16 protein-coding genes and 1 pseudogene are annotated in these 14,232 nt (G+C 68.3%); 11 read left to right on the forward strand and 6 right to left on the reverse strand.

All coding sequences use genetic code 11. The features are described from left to right. Positions 1-32 precede the first annotated feature (32 nt). Complete coding sequence (locus ABZS97_RS29145; protein ID WP_356142263.1) at positions 33-1,571, reverse strand: glycosyltransferase family 39 protein; 1,539 nt, start codon at positions 1,569-1,571, stop codon at positions 33-35. 128 nt (positions 1,572-1,699) lie between these two features. Here ABZS97_RS29145 and ABZS97_RS29150 point away from each other — a divergent pair, with 128 nt between their 5' ends. From ABZS97_RS29150 to ABZS97_RS29170, 5 genes and pseudogenes are all read left to right on the forward strand, one after another. Next, the gene (locus tag ABZS97_RS29150) at positions 1,700-2,380 is read left to right on the forward strand and encodes a response regulator transcription factor (protein WP_356142265.1); all 681 of its coding nucleotides are present in this window, start codon (positions 1,700-1,702) and stop codon (positions 2,378-2,380) included. Continuing rightward, positions 2,367-3,827 (forward strand): HAMP domain-containing sensor histidine kinase, encoded by a 1,461-nt coding sequence (locus ABZS97_RS29155; protein WP_356142267.1) that lies wholly within the window; start codon positions 2,367-2,369, stop codon positions 3,825-3,827. Before ABZS97_RS29150 ends, ABZS97_RS29155 begins: the two co-directional genes overlap by 14 nt. Before the next feature lie 594 nt (positions 3,828-4,421). After that, positions 4,422-5,003 (forward strand): RNA polymerase sigma factor, encoded by a 582-nt coding sequence (locus tag ABZS97_RS29160; protein ID WP_356142269.1) that lies wholly within the window; start codon positions 4,422-4,424, stop codon positions 5,001-5,003. Then, complete coding sequence (locus tag ABZS97_RS29165; protein WP_356142271.1) at positions 5,000-5,377, forward strand: hypothetical protein; 378 nt, start codon at positions 5,000-5,002, stop codon at positions 5,375-5,377. Before ABZS97_RS29160 ends, ABZS97_RS29165 begins: the two co-directional genes overlap by 4 nt. Before the next feature lie 47 nt (positions 5,378-5,424). Next, positions 5,425-5,530: pseudogene (locus tag ABZS97_RS29170) on the forward strand (IS5/IS1182 family transposase); the annotation flags it as partial. A gap of 73 nt (positions 5,531-5,603) precedes the next feature. On the opposite strand, the gene ABZS97_RS29175 reads toward ABZS97_RS29170, so the two are convergent. Beyond that, positions 5,604-6,404 carry a GNAT family protein gene (locus tag ABZS97_RS29175; RefSeq protein WP_356142273.1) on the reverse strand — a complete coding sequence of 267 codons (801 nt, stop codon included), beginning with the start codon at positions 6,402-6,404 and terminating at the stop codon, positions 5,604-5,606. 146 nt (positions 6,405-6,550) lie between these two features. On the opposite strand from ABZS97_RS29175, the gene ABZS97_RS29180 reads away from it, so the two are divergent. The 5 genes from ABZS97_RS29180 to ABZS97_RS29200 all read left to right on the forward strand — a co-directional run bounded on the left by ABZS97_RS29180 (position 6,551) and on the right by ABZS97_RS29200 (position 10,467). Further along, entirely contained in the window at positions 6,551-8,662 is a 2,112-nt protein-coding gene (locus ABZS97_RS29180; protein ID WP_356142275.1) for a SpoIIE family protein phosphatase, read from the forward strand. A 227-nt stretch (positions 8,663-8,889) separates the two neighbouring features. After that, positions 8,890-9,381, forward strand: a complete 492-nt coding sequence (locus tag ABZS97_RS29185) for a DUF2975 domain-containing protein (protein ID WP_356142277.1) — start codon at positions 8,890-8,892, stop codon at positions 9,379-9,381. Beyond that, on the forward strand, positions 9,381-9,623 hold the full coding sequence (locus ABZS97_RS29190) for a helix-turn-helix transcriptional regulator (RefSeq protein ID WP_356142279.1): 243 nt from the start codon (positions 9,381-9,383) through the stop codon (positions 9,621-9,623). The genes ABZS97_RS29185 and ABZS97_RS29190 overlap by 1 nt, the downstream gene beginning before the upstream one ends. A gap of 218 nt (positions 9,624-9,841) precedes the next feature. Further along, a complete protein-coding gene (locus ABZS97_RS29195) occupies positions 9,842-10,105 on the forward strand; it encodes a hypothetical protein (RefSeq protein ID WP_356142281.1) in 264 nt (87 codons plus the stop codon). Then, entirely contained in the window at positions 10,102-10,467 is a 366-nt protein-coding gene (locus tag ABZS97_RS29200; protein ID WP_356142282.1) for a hypothetical protein, read from the forward strand. The genes ABZS97_RS29195 and ABZS97_RS29200 overlap by 4 nt, the downstream gene beginning before the upstream one ends. A 136-nt stretch (positions 10,468-10,603) precedes the next feature. Here the strand turns inward: ABZS97_RS29200 and ABZS97_RS29205 are convergent, their stop codons facing one another. The 4 genes from ABZS97_RS29205 to ABZS97_RS29220 form a co-directional block, all read right to left on the reverse strand. Further along, entirely contained in the window at positions 10,604-11,290 is a 687-nt protein-coding gene (locus ABZS97_RS29205; protein WP_356142283.1) for a TetR/AcrR family transcriptional regulator, read from the reverse strand. A 40-nt stretch (positions 11,291-11,330) separates the two neighbouring features. Further along, entirely contained in the window at positions 11,331-12,086 is a 756-nt protein-coding gene (locus ABZS97_RS29210; protein ID WP_356142284.1) for an SDR family oxidoreductase, read from the reverse strand. Between the two features lie 202 nt (positions 12,087-12,288). Continuing rightward, positions 12,289-12,657 (reverse strand): MmcQ/YjbR family DNA-binding protein, encoded by a 369-nt coding sequence (locus ABZS97_RS29215; protein WP_356142286.1) that lies wholly within the window; start codon positions 12,655-12,657, stop codon positions 12,289-12,291. Further along, positions 12,654-13,049: an MmcQ/YjbR family DNA-binding protein gene (locus ABZS97_RS29220; RefSeq protein WP_356142288.1), complete on the reverse strand. Its 396-nt coding sequence runs from the start codon at positions 13,047-13,049 to the stop codon at positions 12,654-12,656. The genes ABZS97_RS29215 and ABZS97_RS29220 overlap by 4 nt, the downstream gene beginning before the upstream one ends. A gap of 247 nt (positions 13,050-13,296) precedes the next feature. Here ABZS97_RS29220 and ABZS97_RS29225 point away from each other — a divergent pair, with 247 nt between their 5' ends. Next, a complete protein-coding gene (locus ABZS97_RS29225) occupies positions 13,297-14,112 on the forward strand; it encodes an AraC family transcriptional regulator (protein ID WP_356142290.1) in 816 nt (271 codons plus the stop codon). Positions 14,113-14,232: the final 120 nt, after the last annotated feature.

Genomic DNA, 14,232 nt, shown 5'->3' on the forward strand with positions numbered 1-14,232 from the left:
GTGGTGCCGGGCCCGGTCGGCACCACCCGCCGTCACCTCCTCACCCCACCGCTCGCTCCCGGGCTGCCGGATCCAGGATCAGCCTTCGCAGACGGGTCCTGGTCTCGGACATAGACGGTGACTCGCGCTCCCTTGACATGGGTTGTTCCGTACTCGCGGAAGTAGTGCCGCAAGGTGCTTGTTTTCGCTTCCTCCTGCGGGTTGTTCGGTGAGTGCGCATCCGCCGCGCGGACCGCGACGATTCGGTCGAATTCCAGCATGCGTGCCGCGATATCCTGGGCGGGAAGCTCGACACCTGCAAGTGTGTTTGACGAAATGGCATCCTGGGCCAGGGCGAGATCTGTCAGGAAACGAGTGTCCTCGGGGTTGGCCGCGGTCAAGATCCGGTGCCGGCCGGAGAGATAGAGCAGCCCGTCGCCGGGTCGGCTTTCCTTCCGTACGGCGGCGCCGATGGCGGTGGCGTCATTGCTCCGGCTTTCGGGTGTCCTCAGCGAGAGGCTCGGCTGGACGAGCGCGGCCAGCACGGCAACCGCTGCAACCGCCGCGATCCACGCGGTGCGGGAAGACCGCTGCCGCCGGAGGAAGTAGTCCATCCATGCGCCCAGCAGCAAAGCAATTCCGAAATTGCTGTAGAGCACGTACCGGTCGACGAATAGGGGTTTGACCAGCGAGGCGATCAGCAGCAAAAGGCCGGGAAGCACAACGATCGGCACAGCCAGCACGGAAAGCCGTACGGGTCCCCTCGTCCCCAGGGGAGCAAGGGCACACGCCACGCCCACCACTGCCACGGCCAGGACATCATTGAGCCGCACCGGTCCGTCGATCCAGGACACCTGCGCCGACTGCCCCGCACTACGGATCGCCAGTGGCAACAGCCCGGCCACAACGCCCGCGGCAGTCACGCTCCACGCTTTCAGCACCGGTCGGGAAACACGGGAGACGACCAGTGTGACGCCGTGTGCAACCAGGGCGAGGACCGCGAACTCATGGAGCAGACAGGCCAGCAGCATGGTGGAGCCATAGACCGCCCACCGCCACCGGGTGCGATGCGGGACGCTGACCACGAGCGCATAGGTGGCCCACGTGATCAGGGCACAGACCATGGCGTACGAGCGGCCTTCCTGCGCGTACTTCTGGACCTGGGGAAGGAGCGCGAACACCAGCCCGGCCAGCAGTCCGGCACGGGGCCCCGCCAGGCGCAGCCCCAGAAGCCCGACTCCGCTCGCCGCCACGGACATCGCCAGCACAGACGGCAGGCGCAACGTCAGCAGACCCGCGCCGAAGAGGCCGAAGATCTCATGCATCACGGCGTAGTAGAGGGCATGGACCAGATCGATGTGCTGGGCCGTGAGCCATATCTGCGAAAGATCGCGGTGTGCGAGCTGGTAGGTGACGGACTCGTCCCCCCACATGGTGTTCTTCCTGCGGATGCCCCAGAGCCCCAGAGCGATCGTCAGCGACGACGGCGCGATGAGGACAACGGCTTTGGCCGGGCTAGGTGATTGTCGACGGGCGGGTGCGGGACGGGAAACGGTCCTGGCCACGGCGGGGCCACGTTCGGCAACGGACATCGGCGGCAGGGCCTTTCAGCAGTGGCGAAGATGTTCCGCCAGCGTGCCCGGACCTCGTTGACCGGTTGCTGACCCAACCTGACCGGCCGATCAGGAAGGCGGGCCGGCGCTGTGCGAGGCTGCACCCCATGCGCATCCTGGTGGTCGAAGACGAGGTGGACCTTGCCCACACCCTGCACACCGGTCTGACCGCCGAGGGCTACAGCGTCGACCTCGCGCATGACGGCCGGCAGGGACTGTGGATGGCGCGGACCGGCGAATACGCCCTGGTCGTACTGGACTTGATGCTGCCCGGAATCAACGGCTACAAGGTCTGCGCCCAGTTGCGCCGGGAGGGCAACGCGACCCCCATCCTCGTACTCACCGCCAAGGACGGGGACTGGGACCAGGCGGAGGCCCTGGATACGGGGGCCGACGACTACCTGGCCAAGCCCTTCTCCTACATGGTGCTCGTCGCACGGCTGCGGGCCCTGGTCAGACGAGCCGCTGCCGTCGCCCCGCCCGTCCTTGCCGTGGGCGACCTCTCGTTGGACGTCGCCGGCCGGGTCTGCCGCCGAGCCGGGACCCGGGTGGAACTCACCCCCAGGGAGTTCGCCGTGCTGGAGCTGCTGGCCCGCCGGGCGGGCCAGGCGGTCTCCAAAACGGATCTGCTCTACCACGCGTGGCCCGACGAAGCCGAGGATCCCAACCTGGTGGAGGCGCGCGTCAGCGCGCTGCGCAAGAAGGTCGACGCCGCGTTCCACCGGCAGTCCCTGCAGACCGTACGGGGCACCGGCTACCGGCTGGTGGACGACCGTGAACGCGACTGAGCCGCGACGCCGCTGGTTGCCGCGTTCGGTCCGGGCCCGCACGGCTCTGGCCGTCGCCGCGACCGCCGCCGTCATCCTGGCCGGCATCGGCTGGTGGGTACACCACGACGTCTACCGCCAGAGCACGCAGGTCGCCCGGGAACAAGCCCTGGAACAGCTCTGGGCTCTCACCGACCAGCTGAATGAGGGTGTGATTCCGGTCCGTAGCAGCGTCGTGCCGTACGAGGTCGTCGCCACCGGTCGGCGCGCCGCTGTCGCCTACGGCGGAGGCATGGCCGCCTTCGATCCCGGCACCCGCCACGTGATGCCCGCCCCGACAGGGGAAGGTACGCCAAATTTCGTCCGCCTGCCTGTGAACCGCGACTACAACCCCGGAATCAGGGGCGATGTAGCCGGCGGGACCTATGAGGTCTTCACGGCCGATATCAGAGCCGGTGAACTGAGCAGCGACAAGGTGGCCGCTCTGGGCGTCGCCGCCGACGCCAAGCTGCGGGTCTATGTGGTGGTGCTCCCGCACACAGCAGAGGAAATCGCCGAGACCACCGACCGCCTGCTGCTGCGGGCCGGGCTCGTCAGCCTCGTACTGATCGCCGCCGTCGCCTACTTCGCCGTCCGCATCACGCTGCGGCCGGTCGAAGCCATCCGCGTCCTCACCGCCTCGGTCACCGCGAACGACCCCCGCGAACGCGTCACCGTCCCCGCCACGGGACACGAGATCACCGCCCTGGCCACCACCATCAACACCACTCTCCAACGCCTCGACAACGCGGCCGCCCAGCAACGCCGCTTCGTCGCGGACGCCGCACACGAACTGCGCAGCCCCCTCACCACCCTGCTCGCCAGCCTGGAAGTCGCGCTCGCCTACCCGGAACGCACCGACTGGCCCGCCGCGGCCACCACCGCCGCACGACAGACCCGCCGCCTCCAGGCCCTCGCCGAAGACCTGCTGCTCCTCGCCCGCCTCGACACCCGCACCCCCACAGCCGACCCCGAAACCGTCGACCTGACAGCCCTCGCCTCCCAGCTGACCGAGCAATACCCCCTCACCGAACGACCGTTGACCCTCACCTGCGACAGCACCGCCCCCGCACACGCACAGGGAAACCCCGACGAGTACGAACGGCTGCTGCGCAACCTCATCGACAACGCCGCCCGCCACGCCGCACACCGCATCCAGATCACCATCCGAAACGAGGACGCCTGGGTCGTCCTCACGGTGCACGACGACGGACCGGGCGTGCCCGCCGAGGACGCCGAGCGCGTCTTCGAACGCTTCGTCCGGCTCGACGACGCCCGCTCCCGCGACCACGGCGGCACCGGCCTGGGCCTCGCCATCGCCCGCGACCTGGCCCACCGCCACCGAGGCACCCTCACCCTCACCCCCCGGACCCTCGGAGCATGCTTCCAGCTACGCCTTCCCCGAGCCGCCACCCCAGCCGAGAAATAGCGCGCTTCACCGCGACAACTGACGCGCTTCACCGCGGTCGCACCGGTACCCGATGAGACGCCGCTGGGCGGCCAAGCACCAACGGCACAGACTGCTGGTCATCGCCCTGACCGATGCCAAGGGGCGGCTGCTGTGGACGACCGGTGCAGGATCGGCCGTGACCCGGCTGCGGTTGAGGGGAAGACCAACCAAATCACCTACTTCGCCGCTCTGTTGGAGCTCCACGACCTGACCGGCGTGTCGGGACGGCCGACGCCGAGCGCACCCAGCGTGCACACCCCCGCATCCTCGTTGCGATGAAGCGCGCATTGTCCGCCCGGCTCCCCTTCGTCCACGGGAGCACGACACCAACCCAAGTCCACAAAACTGTGCGACAGCGCCGGGAGGTGAATCCTTTCCGGACCTCCCGGCCTCTTATCTGTGTACCGGCCGAACGGGCCGGCGGAACCGGGAGGAAACAACCAATGATGGTCACCAGCCTCGTAGTGATCGGCGCCCTGCTCGTGGGTGCGTGCAGCTGGCACTTGATGCGGCGCTACAAGAGCCGAAGCTGACCAGAGCCTGCACAGGACGCCTTCCGAGGATGAGGAGCACATGAACCAACACTTCCCCTGGCCGGACGAGCGGCTGATCAAGGCCGCTCAGGACGGCGACGTCACTTCGCTCACCGCCGTCGTCGTGAGATCGCAGCCTCATGTGCGCAAGTTCGCCATATCGCTGTGCGCCTCACCGCAGGATGCGGAGGACGCAGCACAGGAGGCGCTGATCATCCTCTACCGGAAGATCGGCACCTTGCGGGCCACCGGAGCGCTCGCCTCATGGATGTTCCGGATTGTGCGCAACGAATGCCTCCGGCAGGTACGACTGCTCGTCTCACGGAGCGACGAGCAGTCGGTCGAACCGGAAGCGTCAGCGGAACCGTCCGCCGAGAACGCGGTGCTGCACAGACTGGAGGTGGAGCGGATCGCGGCCGCGCTCTGTGCCCTCCCTCGTGACCAGCGGCAGATCCTGATCATGCGGGATGTGCAGGGCCTGCCGGGCAAGAGCGTCGCCCATTCGCTCGGTCTGAGCAACGCCGCGATGAAATCTCGGCTGCACAGAGCACGCACAGCGCTGCGTCACTCCCTCGCAGTGACCGATGAAGTTGCCGACCAATCGGGCGGAGAAGACTCATGACCGTGACCACCGTCAAGCCCGCGCACGAGGCGAAGGTCCAAGCCACCACACAGGCCGCGGCTCCCGAGACGAACTTCGCCAGCAAGTCCGTCCCGCGCCACCTGACTCGCGGCGCCATCGGCCTCGGGCTGATCATCGGCTCGATCGGCCTGGTGCCCGTTGCCGGCCCGGCCACCCTGCTGGCGGCCCCGTTGGCCCTGATCGCCTTCCGCGGCTGCCCCACCTGCTGGATGGTCGGCCTGGCGCAGACCATTTCCCGCGGCCGCACGGAGCGCCAGTGTGTGGACGGCATCTGCACTCTCAAGGCGCGCCCGGCGCCGAGTGCCGCAGACGAGCCGCCAGCCGAAATCAGCGTCCCTGCTGCTCCCAGGTGACCAGGCCACCTCCATTCGGCACGGGCCGCGAACTGGTGCGTACTGGCATGAATGCACGCCGCAACGCACGCGACTACGAAACGCCTGCCCCAGCACTCCGAAGCACACCTGAACTGGGCACTCATCACCACGATGACCCGACGCCTCACCCGCGAGAGCCCCCGCACCGACAACTGAACCAAGAAGCGCGGCTCCGCTTCGTGAACCGACCGTCTCTACGTCGGCATCACTCCGAGTCTTCAGCACGCCATTCCTCTTCGAGAATGCTGAACGTCAGGGAGTCCCGCCAGCCGTCCCGTATCCATGCCGTGTGTCGAAGGCGCCCCTCATACGTCATACCGAGCTTGGCCAGCACTCTGGCTGAGCCGAGATTCCGCGGGTCGCAGGTGGCGAAGATTCGATGAAGCCCCAACTGAACGAAGCCGCGAGAGAGAAGCCGGCGCCCGATTCCTGTGCCAATGCCTTGCCCCCATACCCGAGGATGCACGATGTAGGAGATCTCGCCCTGGCGCTGCGTGTGACTGCGGACATGCAACTCGCCCACGCCGACAACGTCGTCCCCGAGGCGCGCTACATGGGCGAACCTCTGCTGGGGTGTGCTCGACCAAGCCTCGACTGCGACCTTCACGAAATCGCGTGTCTGGTCCTCATTGTTTGGCCCCCAAGGCTGGAAACGACAGGCCTCTGGGAGACGGGCCCACGAGTGAATGGCCTGCCAGTCATCAAACGCGATCTTGTCCAAGGACACCGAGTGCGGTCTCATGGATTGATCTTGCCAACTGGAGTCAGACTGGACTACGGGTTCAAAAAAACACCCGCTGAGTGAGCGCGAGGACAGCCGGACCCGCCCCATCCGGTGCCCGGATGCCGTCCGGAGGATTGGGCGGCGTCCGGGGACCTGCGACGACTGCACAGCGCCGTCGCCGATGCCGAGCCGCTCGTGCTCGACTACGCACATGCACACCCCGCACACAGCCGCCGCACCTGATACTCGCGCAACAGTTCGGGTTAGTACGGGGCAAGCCATCGTGCGTCATACCAGTTGGCACCGTATTGACGGTGTGCTCTCCGGTGGTCCGGGGGACTATGGAAGTCCAGGCGCCTGCCGACGCAGACAGGCCGCGCTCCAGGCCGGCGGATGGCCCCGTGTCGGCGGGCGGAAGGAGTGCCGCGATGAGCGAAGCCGATCGGCCTTCTGCCGACCTCGACCGGGCAGGCACCCGGCGGCAGGATGGGCCCTCGGCGCCGAGCGGACTGATGGACCTGCTCGGTGTCGCGGCGGTGCTGCTGGATGCCGACGGCCGGGTCGTCCTGTGGAGCCCGCAGTCCGAGGCCCTGTTCGGCTACACCGCGCACGAGGCGCTCGGGCAGTACGCCGCCCGGCTGCTCGTCCACGAAGACCACAGCGACTGGGTGATCAAGACGTTCGCCGAGGTCATGAAGACCGGCCAGAGCTGGGGCGGCACGTTCCCCATCCGGTGCAAGGACGGCAGCACTCGGTCGGTGGAACTGCGCAACATGCGGCTGCTCGACGACCGCGGCGACTTCTACGCCCTCGGGCTCGGCACCGACTCCGCCACCCTGCGCGAGCTGGAGCGGGACGTCGCCCTGTCCACCCGGCTGATCTCCCAGTCCCCCATCGGCGTGGCGATCTTCGACACCGATCTCAGGTACGTGGCAGTCAACCCCACCCTGGAAGACATCCACGGCATTCCCGCGACCGATCACCTCGGCCGCCGCTACCGCGAGGTCATGAGCGCCGAAGAGTTCGAGGAAGCCGAGACTGCGATACGGCAGGTCCTCAGCAACGGGCACCCGCTGGTCGACCAGGCCCCCATCGTCGGCCGCACCCAGGCCGACCCCGGGCACAAACACGCCTGGTCGATCTCGGTGTACCGGCTCGAGGACACCCAGGGCCGGGTGCTGGGAGTGGCTGAGCTGGTGGTGGACGTCACCGAGCGGTACCAGTCGGCGATGGAGGCCACAGAGACACGGCGGCGCCTGGCGCTGATCGCCGACGGCTCAGCCCGCATCGGCACCACCCTGGAGGTGGAGCAGACCGCCCGGGAGCTGGCCGAGGTGACCGTGCCCGAGTTCGCCGACGTGGTCACCGTCGACGTGCTCGACTCCGCCATCGACGAGCACCGTCCCGCCACCAGAGCCGGGCCCGCACTCTTCCGTGCCCTGGCAGTGAAGGCCGCCTATCCCACTGAGGCCCTCCAGGCCGCCGATGCGCCCGGCGAGATCGCCACGTACGACGCCGACCGCCTGGCCACCCGATGCGTGCGCACCGGCCGGCCCATCCTCGTCCGCCATGCCGACGGAAACGACCTGACGCACATCGCCCGCGACGAGGACGCCGCCACCCTGCTCGCCCGCGCCGGAGTGCACTCCTACCTGGCCGTCCCACTCACCGCCCGCGGCGCCGTCCTCGGCTTCCTGGGGATCACCCGCGCCCGCGATCCGCGGCCGTTCGACGAGGACGACCTCGCCATCGCCACCGAGCTGGCCTCCCGCACAGCGGTGTGCCTCGACAACGCCCGCACGCACCAGAGAATGCGCAACGCCGCCGAAACTCTCCAGCGCAGCCTGCTGCCCGAACACCCGCCAGAGCTGCCCGGCTTGCAGGTCGCATCCCGATACCTGCCTGCGCAGGCCGCCTATGAGATCGGCGGCGACTGGTACGACGTCCTCCCCCTCGGCGGGGACAAGACGGCCCTCGTCGTGGGCGACGTGATGGGCAGCGGCATCGACGCCGCCGCCACCATGGGCCGTCTGCGCACCGCCACCGCGGCCTTCGCCGGCCTCGACCTCGGCCCCGCCCGCGTCCTCGAGCAACTCGACACGATCACCTCCGGACTGGACCCGTACATCGCCACCTGTCTCTACGCCGCCTACGACCCGCACGACGCCACCTGCCGCATCGCCAACGCCGGCCACCTGCCCCCCGTCCTGGTCCAAAGCGGCACCCGCCCCCGACTGCTCGACCTGCCCACCGGCACCCCCCTCGGCGTCGACGGCGTCCCCTTCGAAACCACCACCTTCCGCCTCTCCCCCGGCGACCGACTGGTCCTGTACACCGACGGACTCGTCGAAACCCGCCACCACCCCATCGACGAACGCCTCAACACCCTCCTCCGTCTGCTCGAGGCACCCGACTCCCCGCTGGAAGAAACCTGCGACCGGCTCCTTCACAACCTCCGCCATCCCGACAACCACGACGACGTCGCGCTACTGATCGCCCGTGCACGCCCGTTCGCACAGGATCCGCAGCGTTGCCCGTAGCGGCTCTCGTCAGCCAAGTAGTCCCACGTCAGACGTAGTGGCCGCCTCGGCCGCTCGGCGCCGATGCGCAGTTCCCTTCGCAGCGCTTCAGCTGACATGAGCGGCTCATGCCACTTCCAGTGCCCGGGCAGCGAAAATCTTCGCCTGTTGCGACAAGGGCCGTCAGCCCTTGCTTCACCTATCGAATATCGATAGATTCCCATCGGAAGTCGATGGAAGGGTGGGTCATGGGAAAGCTGACCGTGGGCGCGCTGCGCGCCGTGCTGGCGGTGGTGCTCGCCGGCACCGTGTTCGTACAGGCATTGATGGTGTGGACGCTGGTCAGTGGGAACGACCCGGAGGACGGGTCGCTCCCGCTGACCCCGCTGCGCGTGATCACGACCCTGGGCATGGTGTCGGCCCAGGTCGCCCTGGTCTGCGTATGGCGGCTGGTGACGATGGTGCGACGCGGAACCGTGTTCTCCCACGCCGCCTTCCGGTACGTCGACGCCGTGATCGGCGCGATCGTGGCGGCCGCCCTGCTGTGGTTCGCGGTCACGGCCATCAACGCTCCGGGCCAGCGCGACGACCCGGGTGTCACCGTCATCATGGGCGGGGTCGGCTTGGCCATCCTGGGGGTCGCGCTCATCGTGCTCCTGCTGCGGATGCTGCTCGCCCAGGCTGTCGCGCGCGATGTCGAAGCGTCGCAGATGCAGGCCGAGTTGGACGAGGTGATCTGATGCCGATCGCCGTCGACATCGACGTGATGCTGGCCCGGCGGAAGATGTCCGTGGGCGAGCTCGCGGAACGCGTGGGTATCACTCCCGCCAACCTGGCGGTACTCAAGAACGGCCGCGCCAAGGCGGTGCGCTTCGCGACGCTCGCCGCGCTCTGCGAAGTGCTCGAGTGCCAGCCGGGCGACCTGCTGCGCTGGGAGGCCGAGGACGCCGTCGGCACATCACCTGCCCCAGCGCAGGCGTGAGAACGCCTGGCAGCACCGGCCCGTGACACGGCGCGTGGACCGAATGGACCTGGATCGCCGATCTGCGAGCAGCGGTTCGGCCGCTTCCTGCACCACCAGCCCGGATTACTCGGCAAGGAGGAACACGGCGGAGGCAGGACACTCCGTGCGGTGACCGTCAGGTGACAAGTCTGTCGCTTTGCTAGGTGCTGGTACCGGCACCTAGCTATGGTGAGGGTATGGGAAAGCAGACGAACATCCGACTGGATGAGGACGTCAAAGCAGCCGCCGAGGTACGGGCCAAGCGCCGCGGTTTGAGCCTGCAGGGGTACGTGGCTGATTTGATCGAGCAGGATGTGAACGAGTCACGTGCCGCCTTCATGGCCGGTGCCACGGCGTTCCTGGCCTCGTACGCCGAGGAGTTCGAGGCGGAGTTTGGTGAGGATCGGTATCCCGGTCTCCCGGAGGGGCTGGCGCAGACCGCGCCGAAGGACGCCGCGTGAATCTGCGGATCGACCTCGCATGGATCTTGGCTGTGGCACAGCAGATCCCGGGGGACCCTCAGGTCGTCGACTACGGCGTGCCCGTAGCCGCGGAAGCACGTCACCGGGCAGAGGTCCTCGACCGCGAGGTCTATCCCGAGGCCCACCACAAGGCTGCCGCGCTGCTGTGCGAACTGGCCAGGAACCCCAGCCTGGAGGTGCGGAACCTGCTCTTCGCGGCGACGGTGACCGCGGCCTACCTGTCGGCGTGCGGCCTGCCTGTGAGCCCCGGCCTGGACACCGTTCTTCCCTTGGCCCGCGCTGCCCGGGACGGGCTGCCGGTGCGGGAGGTCGCCGCTCAGATCAAAGCCTGGACGAGCTGAGCCACCCGCCACGAACCCCGCCGGCCGCGCTCGCCCGTATTCGTTGTCGGTCGCGTCACCCATACCTGCACCTGTCCCGGTAGGGCGACGTATCGGGGTCCTGGCAGCGTGAACTGGTAGTCCCGGGTTCCGGGGTTCAGGATCCGGTGTGATAGCGGGCGAGCATGAGGGCGACGGCTTCGTCCACGATCGCGGCGTCGGCGGGGTCGGGCGGGACGAAGTCGGTCCGTACGAGTTGAGGCCACAGGAACTGGCCGCAGATCATGCCGAGGAACTGTTCGGCCACTGCGGATGCCGACTGTGGCTGTCCGTCGGCCGAACGGAAGTCGAGTGTGCCGGCCTGCGCTTCGGCCTCCAGATAGTCGCGGAGCCGGTCGAAGAAGGGTCCGCGGTCGGTGGCGAAGCCGGTGCCGACGATATCGGCGAGTTCCGGCATCTGAGGAAGTTCGGTGATGATGAGGCGGTACAGCGCCGCCGTGCCGGGCCGCCCAACCAGGCAGGCGTAGTCACGGCCGATGTGGTCCAGACCGTACCGGGGATCACCGGGCGGGGGCGGTTCTGCGTACTCCACATCCAGCTGCCACTGCTCGGAGGTGACGGCCGCGAACAGCGCAGCCTTGGAGGGGTACCGCTTGAAGAGGGTGCCGGTGGAGACGCCGGCCGCCCTGGCGATCTGGGCCAGGGAGGTCTTGTCGTATCCCCGGGCGAGGAAGAGGTCGCGGGCGGCCCGGATGATGCGCGCGCGGTTCTCCGCTTTGATCTGCGCGTGATACCCGGCCTGGCACACCTCGCCATCGGTTTCCGCTCGGTCCGCCACCGACATGCCCACGCCCCTCACCCGTCTCCCAGCCGCATCCTCGCCGTCAGAGGACGGTCTGGCCTCCGTCCAGGATAAGGTCCTGGCCCACAGCGAAGGCGGAGACGTCGGAGGCCAGGTACACGACGGCTTCCGCGACCTCCTCGGGCATACCCATGCGCCCCAGCGGGATGCCGGCGCTGATCCCGTCCAGGACCGCCGCCTGCACCGTGGGGTCCTCGATGCCGAGCTTGGAGTAGAGCGGGGTGTCCACCGGGCCGGGGCTGACCGCGTTGAACCGGATGCCGTGCGACCTGAGCAGGTCCGCGTTCCACGACCGCATCAGGGAGCTGACGGCCGCCTTCGTCGCAGCGTAGGCGTTCGACTGCCTGTAGCCGCCGTGTGCGCTGTTGGACGCGTTGAGGATGACCGAGGACGGGTTGGCCAGCACGGGCACCAGTGCCTGGGTGAGGAAGAAGACGCTCTTGACGTTGATGTCGAAGAGCCGGTCGTAGCTGTCCTCCGTGTGGTCCTCGAACGGCCGCCAGTCCGAGACGCCGGCGTTCAGGAATGCCACGTCCAGCTCCCCGAAGTGCCGGCGCACCCGCTCTGCCAGGCCGCGCTGCGCATCGAGATCGCGTGCATCGGCCTGCACCACCGGCACCTTGTCCCCGAGGATCTGGCGGGCCTTGTCGATGCTGGCCGGGGTTACGCCTGTGACCAGCACGTCGGCGCCCTCCGCGATAAAACGCTGCGCGGTCTCCAGGCCGATCCCGCTCGTGCCGCCGGTGATGAGGGCGCGCTTGCCCGTAAGACGATTCATGTTGATTGTTCCTTGCCGAGGCGTAAGGTAAGTCGATGGACTCACCATGTGAAGGTAGCTCCCGCACGACCCCTAAGGCAAGTCGATCCACTTACCTTCGCCGATCTGGACGGTTCGGCCACGCCGGAGAAGGTGTGGGCCAGCCATTGCACGGGACGCTGATGAGCGAGGGCTCAGCCCTTCGCGGGGAAGTTCGCGGCGCTCATCGGGTACTGGGGCGGTCGCGTCGCGGCAGCCGCTCGGCGACCAAGTCGTAGGAGTCCTCGACCACGTCGGTGATCAGCCGCTCAGTAATGCCGGCGCCCGGCCCCAGTGAGATCCAGTGGCGTTTGTCGAGGTAGCGGCCCGGTGTGATCGAGGCGTGGCCGCGTTCCAGCGCGCGGGCGTGTTCGGGTTCGCACTTGACCGTGATGATCTGTTCGTCCGGGTCGTCGGTGACGATGAGGAACACCTTGCCCGCGACCTTGTACACGTCGAGTGCCGGCGTGAAGGGGTAGCCGTGGCTGACGTCGGGGAGGGCCAGGGCCGCCTGGCGGGCGGTGTCCTGGAGTCGGTCACCGGGCGTGTTCACCGGGCGGCCCGTGCGCCGGTGCCGTAGGTGTGCGGGTCGACGGGCTGCTCGGCCTTGGGCAGGTGGGCGACGACCAGCCGGTAGGAGTCGGTGACGAGCTCCCTGACGAGCTCCTTGTCGACACCTTCTCCGCTCTCCAGGGTGATCCAGTGCCTCTTGTTCATGTGGTAGCCGGGTGTGATCTGGCTGTACTGCTCCCGCAGGGCGTGGGCCTCGCCGGGGTCCGCCTTGAGAATCACGACGGGCCGCCCCGGGACTTCGGTCATCAGCATGAACACCTTGCCGCGCACCTTGAAGACCTCCCAGTCGGGGCCGAAGGGGTGCTCCAGCTGGGCTCCGGGGAGTTCCTCCGCGCAGTCGGCGGCGCTCTTGTGCAGGGCCGATCCGTTCATGGGTGGTGGACCTTCTCAGGTAGTGACGGGCTGAGGCGTCGAAGGAGGCGGAGGGTGCGCCGCGCGGGCGCGGTGGCACGTCCCATCCTCACGTCCCATCCTTCCGTCGAAGCCGACCAGAAGGGCGGTAGGCTGCGGACACGTGATGGTCGACAAGCGACACTCCGGGCCGAGCAGGCAGGCCGGACCAGCTGCGGTTCCGCTGTACGGTTTCCAGCCCCCGGTCGGTACTCCGTACGGCCTTGAGGTGAGTACCGTCGAGGATTTCTTCGTCCAGCACGACGACTGGCCGTGGAACCCGCCTCGTCCGGGCCGTGCGACCTTCCACTACCTCATCGCGGTCACCGAGGGTGAGCTGCGGCACGACGTCGACCACGTCACGCGGACCGTCGCCCCCGGCCAGTGGCTGTGGGTGCGTCCCGGGCACGCGCAGCGCTGGCATCCGCCCGGCGCGGCCCGCGGCCCGTTCATCCTGTTCGAACCGGACGTGCTGCGGCCCGACCTCGCCCGTCTCCTGGCCCCGCTCACCGCGCACGAGGCCCCGGCCGTGCTCAGCCCGCACCCCGACGACGCCGCATGGCTCCAGCAGACGGCACTCCAGCTCCTGGACGAACACCGCGCACTGGGACGCCGGCCCCTCGACATCCACCACGCCCTGCGGCGCAGCCTGCTCGAATCGCTGCTGCTGCGCCTGACCAACTCTCCGGGCATCGCCCCCATCGGCACGGCCAGGGCCGGCACGGGCCGCGCCGACAGGTACGGACGCTTCCTGGACGCTTTGGAGCTCCACTTTCGCGAACTGCACCAAGCCGCGGACTACGCCGAGTTGCTCGACTGCTCGGTCCGCACCCTCAGCCGCGCCGCCCGGGACGCCACCGGCAAGGGAGTACGTGAACTCATCGACGAGCGGCGCCTCCTGGAAGCCCGACGCCTGCTGGGAGCCGCCAAGTGGGATGCCCGGGCTGTGGCCGACCACCTCGGCTTCACCGATCCCGCGAACTTCGGCCGCTTCTTCCGCGACCGCACCGGTCTGACCCCGGCCGCCTTCGCAGCCGAGAAGTGAGGACCGACGCATGACGGAAGCCATTCCCCGTCAGTTCCTCTTACGGATGCTCTGACAGCCCTTGGGCGTGAGGAACCCCGCCCCCGCACCCCGGACACGATCCATGCCGCCCAACGCGGA

It is taken from the genome of Streptomyces sp. NPDC005485, from assembly GCF_040606085.1.
GTDB lineage: Bacteria > Actinomycetota > Actinomycetes > Streptomycetales > Streptomycetaceae > Streptomyces.